This window comes from Streptomyces sp. NPDC057486 (assembly GCF_042802415.1).
Classification (GTDB): domain Bacteria; phylum Actinomycetota; class Actinomycetes; order Streptomycetales; family Streptomycetaceae; genus Streptomyces; species Streptomyces yanii.
In genome coordinates this window covers 24522-38300 of record NZ_JBHVEE010000096.1, presented here as the reverse complement: position 1 = coordinate 38300, position 13779 = coordinate 24522, and the positions used below count along the sequence as shown (strand labels likewise).

The following is a 13779-nucleotide window of genomic DNA, read 5'->3' as shown; positions in this document are numbered from 1 at the left end:
GGTCAAGCAGCGGGCCGTAGGCTGCGGCCCGCTGCTTGACAACCATCATTGGGAATCAGTGAAGGAATCAGGCCAGCCTCCTACCTATCGCTTCACGTCGAGACGCACGAGCGCGCCAATCTCCACGAGTTGGTCCGGCAGTGCCAGGTCGGAAATGCCCATGACCGTGCTGGCGGGCCTGTGCTCCCCGAAGTACTCGGCGTGGAGGCGTGCTGTCGTGTCGAAGTTCTCCCGCAGGTTCCTCACCAGCACCGTGGTCTCCACTATCTGGCTACGCTCGGCCCCGAACTGCCTCAGCACCAGGTCCAGATTCTCCAGCGTGGTTCGGACCTGCAGTTCGAAGTCGCCTGCACCCACGAAGTTGCCGTGCCGGTCATGGGACAGCTGCCCTGACACGTAAACCGTGTCACCGACCTGGGTGGCTTGACTGTACCCGTACAACGACTCCCACGGCATACCAAAACCGAATGCCTTCGTCTGAGAACTCATGACTCACTTCCTTGAAACAGTGGGCGGGACCGTCAGTTGCAGACAGGACCTTGCACTCAGAAGTTACAGGTTCGTTGAAGCGATGCTTGTCTGGCAGCGCAGTCGAAGTGTTCTCTGAGCGCACAAAATTGGTTGCAGTGAGCTCTTTCGAAGCGGCGGGCGTGAATGTGCGACTGAAGTCCTGGAACGTCTCCCGCAGAGCCCGCTGCAGTCCCAACCGCATGACCGTCATCGCCGCAGCAGTCCTCACCCTGGAGCGTCAACGCTGAAAGAGCTCACTGTTAGGCACCCGTTCGGACCCTTGCCACGCGCGCGCTCCCGAGTTGCTGGAGCCTCAAAATTGACGCCAGCTCGCACCGAAGGAGGCCGCAATGTCAACAACGATTTCCATCCCGCTCGCGGATATGCACCACATCAGACACCTGCCGATCACCACGGTGAATTCACAAGGTGAAGTGGCACGAACGCTCGAAATTTATACCGGTTGGGTGCAGTGCAACCTGACGGGTGAACCGGATCCGGTACATTACTCCGCCAAGACTTACATTCCCACTGGAAAAAACGCAGTGACGCGCTGGCCGGACGATCCGCCTAACGACGAGGTGGACTGGATGGCGAACTGGACCGCCACGGTGGCCCCAAGTGCCATCGACCTCCCCGAAGACCAGACCATCACGGCCGTGGATGGCGCGACTGTCGCCCTTGAGGCTCAGAGTTTCGGGGGGGTTAAAGGGGCGCCTCGATTCCTCGTCCTTACGGCCGAAGTGGGACTTCAACGCGGTCGTGTGCTCAGCTACACCTATCAGGTGAATGTACTTAGTTTCAGCGGGACCCCCGTACTAGACGCGTTGGATTTCGGGTCGTCGTCAAGTCCTCATGTGCCGTGACGGGGACCAACTAGCAGGGGCAATCCTGCGCCTTGCACGCTCTAACTAGCCCTGCTGCTGTTGCTGCCCGCCGCCCTGCTGCTGTCGGTTGCCAGGACGGAGGCGATGCCCGAGTTCATGCCGCCGCGCACGGTCACCGCCTGGTGCACGGCGCCGGTCTTGTCGCCGACGGCCTTTCGGACGTCGGCGGGAAGCCGCTCGAAGGGGATACGAGACATGGACACGCGAGGTTCCTCGGGTGCTTGGGGATAGAGAATGCCGCCCCGGCCAGGGTACGGCCGGGGCGTATCGGAGCGGTGCGGTCATAGCGCTTCGTGAGGAAGCAGGCGCGGGCCCTGGCCGTGGTAGGCGCGGATCAGGGCCTCAAGTCGGCGGACGCACGGCTGACAGCAGTAGAACGGGACGTCCCCCTGCTCCAGGCTCTGCACGGGGCCGAGCCACAGAACGGGTACGTCGGGCTCGTCGCAGCGCCAGCAGTGGCCGGTTATCCACGTCCGTTGCACAGCCTGGCTATCCACCCTTGATGCCGAGGACCAGTGCGGAAAGCAGCGCGGCGAGCGTGACCACGTAGAGGATCTGGCCGAGGCGTTCATTCACCAGGTACCTCCGATATCGAGGCGAGATCGGCAATGCCGCCCGCTGCGAGCAGCACAGCAATGAAGAGGAGAAACCCGAAGCAGCTCGGCTGTGCGAGCACACAGAGGCACCCCGGTCGGTTAGTCACCAGGCGGTCGTTCACCCTGGTGTCGATGTCGTGATCCACTTCTAGCCGTTCCTCATCCATGATTCTCTGATTGCCTGAACGACGGCGTGCCGTCCATCCAGGTCAGGGGCAGTTGCCCCGCCCGCACCCCGGCCGCCGCCGGCCTCGGGTGCGGGCGTGCCCCGCCCGCGATCGATCGGCGAAACGACCGCGGGCGGGAGTCATTGGGAGCGCGTCGGCACATCGGCGAACTCGTCCGGGTCGACCGTGCAGTCCGAGAGGCCGCGCACCAGTTGACTGGCGAGCACCCACCGCCCGGCGGGGTCGCCGTACTCGACGACGCCGGGCGTCATCGGGCTCCCTGGCAGATAGCGGACTCCGTATATGCGGCTTACGTCCGACGACCCGACCCGTACGGCCACGCACCCAGAGCGCAGGTTGGGGCAGGAGCGGACAGCCTCCCGTGCGCACGGGACACACACCGGTGGGTGCGTCGTCAGTAGGCCGTTCGGCCAGCCTTCCCAGTCAGTTCGGTGGTCCTCCAGCAGCCAGAGCGTGCCGCGCTCGTCCTGGTCCGCCGGCCCGCCGCAGACCTGGCACAGCAGTCGGCGCATCACGCGCCGCTGCCGCAAGGGATGCACCCTGCCGAACTCCGGGCGCCCGCAACCCTGTTTGGCCGGTGCCCGTAGCCATAGGTAGCCGTTGGCGTCCCGGTCGTACGGGCCCTCGTCCTGGTAGGCGATGCCACCGCGCGGACCGATCACCACGGGGCTGCGGGCCTGCTCCTCCGACCAGGACGCGATATACGGAACGACGAGCGGTCGCGGGAAGGTCGTCACCGGGCCTGCCGCGGCTTGCAGTCGTCGCACAGAGGGATCGTCGCCCCCACAACGCTGAGGGTGGGAAGGCTGGTCGTACCGCAGCCAGCGCACCGCCGACAGAGACTCTGCCACTCCCTCTGCAGCCGACGCCGCTTCTCGCACAGCCCGTCAACGCCGCAGTCGTCGTGGGTCATGGTGTGGCCCACATAGGCGCGGTACGCCTCCTCAACACCCACGGTCGTCTTATCCATGACCGTCCTCGTCCCCCTCCACCGCCAGGCGCTCCCCGAGGGCCCGCTGATAACGGCCGTAGGCGACGAGCTGAGAGACCGCATCCGGGCTGCACAGGGCGCCGGGGCCATCCATCGGCACACACCAGTAAGGCCGGAACATCTCCGGCTCGGTCCGCTGCGGGCGCGGGACACCGAGGAAGCAACCGGACCCGAGACACTCTGCTTCCGGCACCTGACGGTCGGCCCATTGCGGTAGCCGTGACGTGCTCGCCGGTACGAGCGCGTAGTACCGCTGGGAAGACGTGTCGATGAAAACGGGGCCGTGGACCGCCTCGTCCAGATAGACACCGATGCGCTTGGGGTCCTCAGTTCCGGCGGCAGCCTGCACGATGCCGGCCGGGATGCGGATCGCGGCGAACAGCCCGCCGCACCGCAGGAGCGCGATACCCCTGGTCTCCCACTGCTCGCGAGCCTCTTTCATGTCCTCGGCGGCCGCGAGGAGCCAGTGACTGACCGCCCGTTCCCGCTCGCAGCGCGAATGCACCAGGGCCTCCGGACCCTGATAGAGCCTCAACTCCCCTGATTCGGTGAGCGGTGCAGCGCGCGTGGGTGACGCAGAGTCAACCGGCATAGCCCCCTCGGGATCTGCAACGGTGCCCATTGCCGAGAGCCTCCCTCTAGGCTCGTCTGGTGATGACTAGGACGGTAGAAAGCCGCGCTCAGCGCATGAAGTGACCGCGAGTACAGGTGGGTTGCCGTCAGCGATGGGGAATGGGGCAAGCCATGCAGTCGAGCGCGCCACAATCCCTGACCGGTGGTCAGGGTTCATCCGGACGCCCCCGTATGGGGGTCATCTCGGGCTACGTCTTCCGCGTGATACGAGAGCAGCAGGGGCGCACCCAGGAGGAAGCGGCCGAGCTCCTCAAGGTGTCCTCAGACACGATCGCCGGATGGGACCGGGCGCCGCCCTCTCACCGCTGTGCCGACCGGACAGATGCTCATGCACCGGCACCGGCTGATGCAGATGGGGACCGCCCCCACTCTCCTTCCGAGGTGGCAGACGACCTATCCGCGGTGGCGAGATTCCTGTACGAGGCCGGAACGCTGAAGCAGACCAAGCGCACCGGGTGGTGGATGGCCGGCGTACGCGATCCCGAGTCCGTCGCGGAGCACTCCTGGCGCACCGCCCTCATCGCGTCGGTCATCGCGAAGCTTGAAGGAGCCGACCCGGCAAAGGCTGCATTTCTCGCGGTGTGGCACGACTCGCAGGAAACACGCACCGGTGACGTGAACTACCTGGGCAAGAAGTACGCCCCGACCGCCGACCCTGAAGCGGTCACGGCCGACCAGGTCGCCGGCATGCCCGAGGTACTGGCGTCCGCCGTCCGGGATGTCGTTGCCGAGTACGAGGCGAAGGAATCCCCTGAGGCAGTGTGCGCCCGAGACGCCGACAAACTGGAATGCATGATCCAAGGCATCGAGTACAAGGCGCAGGGCTACGAGAACGCCCAGCGGTGGATCGACAACAGCCGCGGGCGCCTCACCACGAAGACCGCGAACGAGCTCGCCGACGCAGTCCTGCAGAGCGGATCGCTGGACTGGCTACGCATCGCGCTCGGCGAAAAGCAAAGCTGACCGCAGCTCGCCGGTGGGCCCCTCTCGTTGGACGAGGCGGGGCCCTTCGCCTCCGTGGGCACCTGCGCTACACATCTCCACCGACGTAGACTCGAACACATGTACGACCTGCCCCCTGACCTGCCACGCCTCCGCACCCTGGAGACGTACCTCGCCATGCTGCTGGCCCAGGTGCGCCAGCGGATCGGCGACGTCGAACAGCAGGAGCGCGGGAAGCCGAGAGGCGGGGAGCAGCAACGCGCGGAGCAGCCCGGCGGGGAGCAGCGCGGGCAGGGAAAGCGGCAGCCCACGGAACGGCCGAGCGAGGAGCGGCGCCCACGCCCGCGCACCCCGGACTGGGGCATCACCTAGAGGTCCTCGAAGTCCCACCGCCGCCGCAACAGTGCTCGCGGCAATCGCACTACTCGCCACGCAAGTCAGGAGCGAACATCAAGAAGGTGGTAGGGATGTATCAGCCCCATCGGGGTTCCCCGCCTGAGAAGGAACGGCGCCTCTACTGGCTTCCCTTCGTGCCGCGACCTCATCTCGCATATCCCTGAGCAAAGCCGTCCGCCGCGCCCTTGCTCTCCCTGTACGACCAATAACAGTGGCCACGGGTACCACCGTGATGACAAAAAAAGCCCAAACCCAGAACAACCAGCGACGACACCGCCAGGAACGGCGCAGCACCCGTTTCCTTGCCAGGCCCTCCATCCTCGCCAAGCCACGCAAGAGCACTGAGGGATACCCAGATCAGCATGAAAGTGATCGCGAGCCAGATCGCGTACAGCAGCATGAGGGCGCGTTGCCTCTGCTTGGAAGGCGGGCTGTGGAAGTGACGATGCAAACGTTCAACTGCATCGTCATCCGCTTCGGCTCTGAAGTCACGAAGGGCTTGCGCAAGATGCTCCTCGCGCTCACCTAACATCTGCTCGATCCTCTTGACGGCCTGGTAGACCTCAACTGACCCGACGAGCCAGATCACAGGTGCAACGGCCGCGACGGTAGTGGCGTAGGGCTCCGACATCTGCATGGCCGTCAGTCTGGTCATTCAGCGACGGTCACGCAGCCGAGATGGAGGTCTCAGTGCTGTACGTGATCACTGGACCAGGGAGCAGATCCGTAGTGCCTCCGCACGGGCATTTACGAACGCCGCACGGACGGCGTCCTCATCCCTCACCCAGGCCCGAGCAACGGTCCGCGCCTCCGGGCCAATAGGCCGCTCTGCGGCCGAGTGCGACAGCTCTTCGGTATAGAGGTCCTCGAAGTCCCACCGCCATGAGCCGCGTGGTTCTGCCGCTCTCGGATTCTGTACGACCTCGGAGCCGTCCTGGGCGTACAGGACCGGCCCCACCTCCCACACCCAGGCACGATGCGGCGTCTGGGTACGTACGGACTTCAGCGCGCTGTCCGCGCCGGCCCCATCACCGACGGAGCCGATCCACCCGTCGCTCGTCATCTTCTCGACGTGCACCGAGCCGCCGCGCTCACGCACCCAGCGCTCCGCCGTCCCCTCGGCATCGCCCTCATCCCAGAAGGGGACCCGCTGCGACCCGATGTGGGCGACGTACACCGCGCGCCCCCCGTCGTGCCCCCGCGGCCGTTCTCCTGCGACGCAGCACGGGCGGGTTGCGTGAACCCCATGACCCGATCGAGCGTCACCAGAGCGGCCGTGTGCGCCGTCTCCAGCAGGTGCCCGTATCGGTCGGAGGTGGTCGTGATCGATTCGTGCCCCAGGCGCCGTTGCACGTAGGTCAGGCTGTGCCCGTCCGACAGCAGCGCCGCCACGTGAGAGTGCCTCAGGTCATGGAATGTGGGGAACTTCCAAGTCGGCATCACCCCCCGCTTCTTGGCCTCAGCAACCCCTGCCATCCACCGGTCGTAGAAGGTCGTGTAGGGGAGCCGGCCGCCACTGCCGTCATGGAAGAGCAGGTCGTCCTTCCCCATCATGCCGAGGCCGTAGTCGGGGAGCTCTTGCCACAGCCCAACCGTGAACTCGACCGCCCTCCGCCCCGCTCTCGACTTCGGCGGCCCCAGGTACCACTCCTCGCCCGGCACCCGCTTCCACGCCCGGGTGACGCGCAGCTCGTACTCGCCGGGCCGGGGGTTGCGGGCATGCCGCGCCGCGAGCGCGCTGATCTCGCCCCATCGCAGTCCGCTCCCGTACGCCGTGCGCACGAGCATCCGGTCACTGGGGCGGGGGAAGCACTCGACGAGGCCGGCGACCTCTTCAGGAGTCATGAACTCCATGTCGTCGCTCGACTCGTCGTCGCTGATGCCCCAGTCGTCATTGCTCGGGAGCCGGGTCAGGTCGCACGGGTTGCGGTCCCGAAGCGGCGGCTCGGCGACTACGGCCTCCTTCAGGACCGACGACAGCAGCCCGTGCAGACCCCGCAGGGTCTCCGGTGACATGTCCTTGGTCTTCGACCCGCGCTTGACCTTCGTCTTCAGCATCTTGTTGACCCATGCGGCGATCGTGGCCTTGCTGAAGTGCTCGGCGGAACGGATGTCGCAGTTGCCGAAGGTCGGGAACATGTACATCTCGAGCGCACGGATGCGCTGTTGCTTGTAGCGCTTGCTCGCGGTGCGGGCGTTGACGGACTCAACTGCCCAGCGGTCGAAGCGGTAGCGCAGCTCGTCCGCGGCTGTCGGGTCGATGGGGCCCCTGCCCTTCACCCAGCCGGGGGGCCAGTGCTACCCGGCCTCGTCAACGGCGGCCTTGAAGACCTTCGCCGCATCCTCGTCATCGAAGCGCTCGGACTGCCACCTGTCGGACCGTGTGCCGCCGTCCTTCCACTTCACCTGGTAGCTCTGGATGTCCCCGCCCTTGTTCCTACGCGGAACGATGCTCGCCATGGCGGGAGACTAGCCCCGTTTTCCCACCGTTTTCCCAGCCACCCATTTGAACTAGCCAAGATCTAGCGATACTTGCAGGTCAGGGCGCATATACGCAGGAACGGCCGGAGCCCCCGCACAGTGGGCTCCGGCCGTTCTGCCGCCTGCTGTCGTGCTGTCCAGGCGGATTACAGGCGGCTCTGTCGGATCGGTTCGATCCGGTCTGCGGGCCAGTGCCCCTCCCGGCAGGCTTCGCCCCGTCGCGCCGCCCAGCACGCACGCTCGCCACCTTGCGATCGCACGCCCTGGACGACGCCCCTCATGGGGCAAACATTGCCGGTCGCGGCACTAGAGGGCGAGGCCGGTGAGGACCAGCACGCGCTCGTAGGTGTAGTCGTCCATCGCGTAGCGGACACCCTCACGGCCGACGCCGGACTGCTTGGCTCCGCCGTACGGCATCTGGTCCGCCCGGTAGGAGGGGACGTCGCCGATGATCACGCCGCCGACCTCAAGGGCCCGGTGCGCACGGAACGCGGTCTGCAGGTCGTGGGTGAACACACCTGCCTGCAGGCCGTACTTCGAGGAGTTGACGGAGGCAAAGGCCTCGGCCTCGCCGTCCACCTTCTGCACGGACAGGACCGGTCCGAAGACCTCCTCGCAGGAGAGCTTGACGCCGTCCGGGAGTTCCGCAAGGACGGTCGGCGCGTAGGTGGCACCGTCCCGCTTGCCGCCGGTGAGCAGCTGGGCGCCTGCCTGCACAGCCTCGTCCACCCAGGATTCGACGCGCTTGGCGGCGTCCTCGCTGACGAGCGGGCCGACGTCGGTGGCGGCGTCGGACGGGTCGCCGGTGACCTGGGCCTCGACGGCCGCGACGATCTTCGGGACGAGCCGGTCGTAGACCGAGGCGTCCGCGATGACGCGCTGCACCGAGATGCAGGACTGGCCGCCCTGGTAGTTGGAGAAGGTCGCGATCCGGCCCGCGGCCCAGTCCAGGTCCTCGTCGGAGGCGTAGTCGCCGAGGACGACCGCCGCACCGTTGCCGCCCAGCTCCAGGGTGCAGTGCTTGCGCGGCACCGACTCCAGGATGGAGTAGCCGACCGGGCCGGAACCCGTGAAGGAGATCACGGGCAGGCGCTCGTCCTGGACGAGGGCGGGCATCCGGTCGTTGGGCACCGTGAGCACGGACCACGAACCGGCCGGGAGGTCGGTCTCGGCCAGCAGCTCGCCGAGGATCAGCGACGAGATCGGGGTGGCCGGGGCGGGCTTCAGGATGATCGGGGCGCCGACGGCAATGGCCGGGGCGACCTTGTGGGCGCTCAGGTTCAGCGGGAAGTTGAAGGGCGCGATACCGAGGACCGTGCCGCGCGGGAAGCGCCGGGTCAGCCCGAGACGGCCGGTGCCGCCGGCGTCGGTGTCGAGGCGCTGGGCGTCGCCGCCGTTGAAGCGACGGGCCTCCTCGGAGGCGAACCGGAACACGGAGACGGCACGGCCGACCTCGCCGCGCGCCCACTTGATGGGCTTGCCGTTCTCGGCGGAGATCAGCTGGGCGATCTCCTCGGTGCGCTCCACGAGACGCCGGACGACGTGGTCGAGGGCGGCGGCGCGGACGTGGGCGGGCGTCGCGGCGAACTCCTCGCGCACGGCGTGCGCGGCGGCGACGGCCTCCTCGATCTGCGCGTCGGTCGGCACGCTGACCGTACCGACGAGACGGCCGTCCCAGGGGTTGGTGACGTCGAAGCTGTCCTCGCCGGTGGCCTGGCGGCCGGCGAGCCAGAAGGCGTGGGTGGAAGTCATGGAGGTTCCGGCCCTTCGGAGTCGTGGGGTGTCTTGCCCCCACCGTAGGGCCGGGCCGTCGACCTGACGCTTGTCCGCCATGGAGCGAAGGGCGGCAGGCATGCGCCGGATTGTCGGATGACCGCGCCCGTCAGGACGGTTTGCCGCAACCGTCCGGTGCACGGGCGCCCTCAGGCGGCGGCCGGGCTCCGTCTCACGGCGTCGACGGTGAGCCGGTGGCCTTCAGCGCCAGCCACAGCTCCATCCGGACATCCGGATCGTCCAGGGAGCGGCCGAGAATCTCCTCCACGCGCCGCATTCGGTAGCGCAGGGTGTGGCGGTGCACGCCCAGGTCGGCTGCGGCCGCGTCCCACTGTCCGTGGTGGGAGAGCCAGGCCCGCAGCGAGGCGACCAGGTCTCCGCGCCCCTTCGCATCGTGCTCGTACAAGGCGCGGAGCATGCCGTCCGCGAAGGCCCGTACCGCGTCGTCCGCGAGCAGTGGCAGCACCGAGCCGGCCGCCAGCTCTTCGTGCTCGACGAGGGCCCTGCCCCGGCGGCGGGCGACCGAGAGTGCCTGTTCGGCCTGCTTGTATGCGGCGGAGACGGCGATCGGACCCGCCGGTGCGGACAGCCCGACCACCACTCCCCCTTCCTCGGGCGTCTTCTGGTCGCGTGGGGTCCGCTCGTCCTGTGCCTCCGCATATGCCGTGCACGCGGCGACAGCGGCACCACCGTCCGCGGCGAGGACGACGAGCCGCTCGCCCTCGGGAACCGTCAACAGCGCCTCGCCGGCCCGGAAAGCCGCCGCCTCCATCGCCTCACCGAGCAGCGCCGGTGTCGACGGCTCGGTCGCCTCCGCGATCAGCAGCCGGAAAGGAGCATCGAGCAGCCCTCCGTACAGGTCCCCGGCAACGGCCCGCGCGTGGTCCGGCTGGCCGGCCAGGAGCATCCTCAGCACCGCCGCGCCGAGCCGCTGCTCAGCGCCCTGGAGGGAGCTCGAGCGGGCGGTGGTGAGGGTCAGCAGGGCGACGGCCGAGTGCACGGCGTACCGCTCGGCGGTACCGAGAGCCGAACCGGTGCCCACGGCCAGGGCGCCCCGGGCCCTGCGGCCGGTGCCCAAGGTCTGGAGCTCGACCCGGTCGTCGGTGTCGCCGACGACCATGCTCGCCGGAGCAGGGCGCTCTCGCAGGCGCTCCACGTCGGGGGTGAGCCGGGCGGCACGCCGGGCGGCCCAGTCGGGGGCGGCGGCCACGACAGCGCCGGAGGCGTCGTACAGCGCGGCCCAGCCGTCGACCTGTGCGGCGAGCCGGGCGAGGAGTTCGGCGGGTCCGTCCCCCGCGAGTGCGGCCCTGGTCAGATCCCGCTGGGCCTCGAACCCCGCTGTCACCGCCCGGTACTGGTCGGCGGCGATCTCCGACGAAACGGCCTTGGCGATGGCGAGGAACGGGGTGCGGCGCGGCACTTCCAGGATCGGCAGCCCGGCCTCCTCCCCGGCGTCGATGAGCGGCTGGGGTACGTCGTCGTAGTTGACGCCCACGGCGAAGCCCAGCCCGACAACTCCGGCGCCGGCCAGCCGTCGCACGTACCGCCGCATCGCTTCGGGGTTCTCCGCGTCGAGGTTGGTGGCGGTGACGAGAAGGAGCTCTCCACCCTCCATGTAAGGGACGGGGTCGGCGAGCTCGCTGGCATGCGCCCAGCGCACGGGCTGGTCGAGCCGGTCCGCCCCCGCACGCACCGTGAGTTTGAGCGCCGAGTGCTGGACGAGCGAGGCGAGTGTGGGGGGCATGGAGACCGCGGGACCTTCAGGAGTCGATTTCGCCGTCCCGTACGAACGGCTGCTCCCGATTCTGCCAGGGCGGCAGGGTCCGCCGTGACTGCTCCCGGAGATATGACACCGTTCCCTCCCGTCGGATCCGCCGGGGTGGACCCGGTCCGCACGTCCGGGCCGCACGGACACGGTTCAGCCGTTCAGGTTCACCAGCAGGGGCGGCGCATGGTCCCCCCGTACGGTCGTGAGGGACAGCACCGCGTGTCCGGCCGGAACGCGATGGGCCAGTTCGGAGGCGGACCAGCGTTCGCGTTCGACCTGGCGTACGGTCACCGCGTCCGTGGTCACGGCCTTCCCGGTGACCAGTTTCCGGAAGGCGTGGATGGCCCGGGTCATCGGCTGGTCGGCGAAGACCGTGCGCTGGGTGACGTCCCTCGTCTCGACCCATTCCGTGCCCCACGCCTCGGCGAACTTCTTGCCGTCCCAGGTGGTGATCCCGGAGAACGCCATCCGGCAGCCCACGGCGCCGAGCAGTGCTGTGTGGAGGCTCTCCGGGACATCGTCGAGGGTGCGCAGCGTGACCACGGCTCCGGCGTGCGCGGAGCGCAGCCGCTGGATTCCGCGGACGGTGTCGGGGGTCAGGGCCCGGGTCGCGTCGTCGAGGACGAGGCAGGCGAAGAGCGAGCGGTCCGTGCGGGCAGCGGCGCTCGCGGTGAACTGGGCGAGGACAAGGCGGGCCATCATCCGCGACGCCTCGGCGTGGCCGCGTTCGGGCAGGTCGATGCGGACCCTCAGGGGGTGTTCCAGGGCCCGCAGGGAAAAGGGGCGGGTCTTGCCGGTCGTGTCGAAGAAGTCGGCGAACGCGGGCCGGTCGAGGAGCGCGACCCGGTCGGCGAGCGCGGGTCCGGCGTCGCCGGGGGCGCCGGACTGGCGGGCGCGCGCGTCGAGTTCGCGGTGCATGTCCTGCCTGCCCGTCGCGTCGAGGGCCGCGCGCAGGGTGGAGAGCGTCTCCGGTACGTCGTCGAGCAGTTCCCGCAGCTCCGGGACGGGTGGGAAGCGACCGTGGGCGGCGCGGTAGGGACCGAGGAGCTGGGCGAGGGTGGTGGCGGCGCGTCGGCTGTCCACCTCCTGGAGATCACCGACGAGCCCTTCGGCCAGGACGGCCGCGGCTTCATCGGGGTCGGTGGTGCCTCCGTACAGATCGAGATCGTGGACGGAGGACGGGTCGCCGAGCTTGACCACGACGTCGAAGCCCTCGTCGGCGCCGAGCTGGGTTCCGGCGGCGCACACCGCGACGACGGCGGCGCGCCCGGCGAGCGCCTGGAGGGCGAGGGATTCGACGACCGGCCGGATCAATGCGCGGCTCTTGCCCGCTCCCGGCGGCCCGACCGCCAGCAGGGAGGTGCCGAGCAGCCCGGGGTCGAGGGCGATGCCGCTGCCGCGGCGCGCGTAGGGGTTGCGTTCGCTGTCGTCGACGGTGCCGAGCCTGACCTGGTCGACCAGCAGGTCGTGCCGGGCGGCACGGACGGGTAGATCACGTGCGCCGGAGGGGTGGGTGCAGGCGGCGGCGCCGTTGCGCAGCACGGTGTCGGTGAAGGCGGGGAGCCGGTTGCTGTCGGCGCGTACGGACGTCCAGGCACGTCGGATACGGGCGTAGTCGACGTCGTTCATCCGGCCCGACCGCGCCTCCTGGGAGAGCTTGGCGGCGACCTGGTTCTGTCCGGCGGCGCGCACCTCGGGCCACTCGGCCGGATCGTCCGCACCGTCGTCCGTACGGCTTTCGGTGCCGCGGCCTGCGTCCCGGGCCACGCCGCCGTGCACGTTGCCGCTCGTGCGTTCGGTCGTGGCGGCGAGGCCCGTCGGCGGGTGCTGCGGTCCCTTGCCGCCGGAGGTCCGGCGCAGCAGTTCCGTCCACCGCCCCAGCTTCGCGAACGGCCACACGATCACCAGGGTGATCAGGGCGTACAGCGTATACGTGACCGCGGTGGTCACGGTGCGGTCGGCGCCCAGCCACGGTGCGGCGAAGCTGAAGGTCAGCTCCATGCCCGGCACGGTCCCGTTCCATACGAGGATCCAGACCAGCAGGGCGCCGGCCGCGGCGCCGCCGGCCCGCGCGGCGGGTCCCCGGCCCCCGACCCATCGTTCGAACGCGGCGGGCCAGTTACCCAAGCGGCCGAACCCGTAGAAGATGGCTCCGATGATCAGAAGGCGGTATATGTCGAGCGCCCGTACGGCCCCGTGGGTCAGCGGCTGATCTCCGAACGGTCCCCACCAGCCGTCGGGGGTGAAGAGTTTCAGCGGGACCCGCCAGTACGGGATGTATCCGTTGCGCCAGAGCGACCAGATGAGGATCGAGGCCAGTAGCGAGATCACTGCTCCGCCGAGCAGGGTGCGGTCGGGCGTGCGCTCCTCCTCCCGGGCGGGCCGGGAGGTGTGACCGAACCGCCAGACGCCGGGTTCCGCGATCGGCCTGGGGATGCGCAGCCAGTCGCCGAGGGAGGGCCCGGAGGCCGGTGCGTGGCCCGGCATGGGCGGCAGCACGGGCGGTGGTGGGCCGGCCGGGCGCGGCACCGAATGACCGGAGCGGGTGCCGCGTGAGTCGTACGTGCCCTCGGTGTCCATGTGCTGTCCCTCGTCCCCTGACCAGCGCTGACCG

The 13779-nt window shown here is 68.8% G+C and carries 14 protein-coding genes and 2 pseudogenes; 5 read left to right on the top strand and 11 right to left on the bottom strand.

The genetic code is table 11. From position 1 onward, the window contains the following. Nucleotides 1–84: 84 nt before the first annotated feature. Nucleotides 85–489, bottom strand: a complete 405-nt coding sequence (locus ACFU6I_RS33415) for a RidA family protein (RefSeq protein ID WP_384373458.1) — start codon at nt 487–489, stop codon at nt 85–87. Between the two features lie 170 nt (nt 490–659). Between ACFU6I_RS33415 and ACFU6I_RS33410 the strand changes: the two are divergent. Together ACFU6I_RS33410 and ACFU6I_RS33405 are read left to right on the top strand one after the other, a co-directional pair. Further along, nucleotides 660–758: pseudogene (locus ACFU6I_RS33410) on the top strand (IS5/IS1182 family transposase); the annotation flags it as partial. 102 nt (nt 759–860) lie between these two features. Further along, the gene (locus ACFU6I_RS33405; RefSeq protein WP_384373455.1) at nt 861–1376 is read left to right on the top strand and encodes a hypothetical protein; all 516 of its coding nucleotides are present in this window, start codon (nt 861–863) and stop codon (nt 1374–1376) included. Nucleotides 1377–1417: 41 nt separating this feature from the next. On the opposite strand, the gene ACFU6I_RS33400 is transcribed toward ACFU6I_RS33405, so the two are convergent. The 3 genes from ACFU6I_RS33400 to ACFU6I_RS33390 all read right to left on the bottom strand — a co-directional run bounded on the left by ACFU6I_RS33400 (nt 1418) and on the right by ACFU6I_RS33390 (nt 3707). Continuing rightward, the gene (locus ACFU6I_RS33400) at nt 1418–1600 is read right to left on the bottom strand and encodes a hypothetical protein (protein WP_384373452.1); all 183 of its coding nucleotides are present in this window, start codon (nt 1598–1600) and stop codon (nt 1418–1420) included. Between the two features lie 700 nt (nt 1601–2300). After that, nucleotides 2301–2948, bottom strand: a complete 648-nt coding sequence (locus ACFU6I_RS33395) for a hypothetical protein (RefSeq protein ID WP_384373449.1) — start codon at nt 2946–2948, stop codon at nt 2301–2303. A gap of 195 nt (nt 2949–3143) precedes the next feature. After that, a complete protein-coding gene (locus ACFU6I_RS33390) occupies nt 3144–3707 on the bottom strand; it encodes a hypothetical protein (protein WP_384373446.1) in 564 nt (187 codons plus the stop codon). A 197-nt stretch (nt 3708–3904) separates the two neighbouring features. Here ACFU6I_RS33390 and ACFU6I_RS33385 point away from each other — a divergent pair. The 3 genes and pseudogenes from ACFU6I_RS33385 to ACFU6I_RS33375 all read left to right on the top strand — a co-directional run. Continuing rightward, nucleotides 3905–4181, top strand: a pseudogene (locus tag ACFU6I_RS33385) (helix-turn-helix domain-containing protein); the annotation flags it as partial. Between the two features lie 5 nt (nt 4182–4186). Beyond that, nucleotides 4187–4768 (top strand): HD family hydrolase, encoded by a 582-nt coding sequence (locus ACFU6I_RS33380; protein WP_384373444.1) that lies wholly within the window; start codon nt 4187–4189, stop codon nt 4766–4768. Nucleotides 4769–4867: 99 nt separating this feature from the next. Beyond that, nucleotides 4868–5119 carry a hypothetical protein gene (locus ACFU6I_RS33375; RefSeq protein WP_384373441.1) on the top strand — a complete coding sequence of 84 codons (252 nt, stop codon included), beginning with the start codon at nt 4868–4870 and terminating at the stop codon, nt 5117–5119. Nucleotides 5120–5288: 169 nt separating this feature from the next. On the opposite strand, the gene ACFU6I_RS33370 is transcribed toward ACFU6I_RS33375, so the two are convergent. From ACFU6I_RS33370 to ACFU6I_RS33340, 7 genes are all read right to left on the bottom strand, one after another. Then, nucleotides 5289–5798 (bottom strand): hypothetical protein, encoded by a 510-nt coding sequence (locus ACFU6I_RS33370; RefSeq protein WP_384373438.1) that lies wholly within the window; start codon nt 5796–5798, stop codon nt 5289–5291. Nucleotides 5799–5846: 48 nt separating this feature from the next. Continuing rightward, complete coding sequence (locus ACFU6I_RS33365; RefSeq protein ID WP_384373435.1) at nt 5847–6206, bottom strand: hypothetical protein; 360 nt, start codon at nt 6204–6206, stop codon at nt 5847–5849. After that, nucleotides 6203–7423, bottom strand: a complete 1221-nt coding sequence (locus ACFU6I_RS33360) for a tyrosine-type recombinase/integrase (RefSeq protein ID WP_384373432.1) — start codon at nt 7421–7423, stop codon at nt 6203–6205. The genes ACFU6I_RS33365 and ACFU6I_RS33360 overlap by 4 nt, the downstream gene beginning before the upstream one ends. A gap of 18 nt (nt 7424–7441) precedes the next feature. Next, nucleotides 7442–7603, bottom strand: coding sequence for a hypothetical protein (locus ACFU6I_RS33355; RefSeq protein ID WP_384373429.1), 162 nt, complete (start codon nt 7601–7603; stop codon nt 7442–7444). Between the two features lie 327 nt (nt 7604–7930). After that, nucleotides 7931–9376, bottom strand: coding sequence for an aldehyde dehydrogenase family protein (locus ACFU6I_RS33350; protein WP_384373426.1), 1446 nt, complete (start codon nt 9374–9376; stop codon nt 7931–7933). Between the two features lie 193 nt (nt 9377–9569). After that, nucleotides 9570–11141 (bottom strand): PucR family transcriptional regulator, encoded by a 1572-nt coding sequence (locus tag ACFU6I_RS33345; protein ID WP_384373423.1) that lies wholly within the window; start codon nt 11139–11141, stop codon nt 9570–9572. 174 nt (nt 11142–11315) lie between these two features. Then, entirely contained in the window at nt 11316–13745 is a 2430-nt protein-coding gene (locus ACFU6I_RS33340) for an ATP/GTP-binding protein (RefSeq protein ID WP_384373420.1), read from the bottom strand. Nucleotides 13746–13779: the final 34 nt, after the last annotated feature.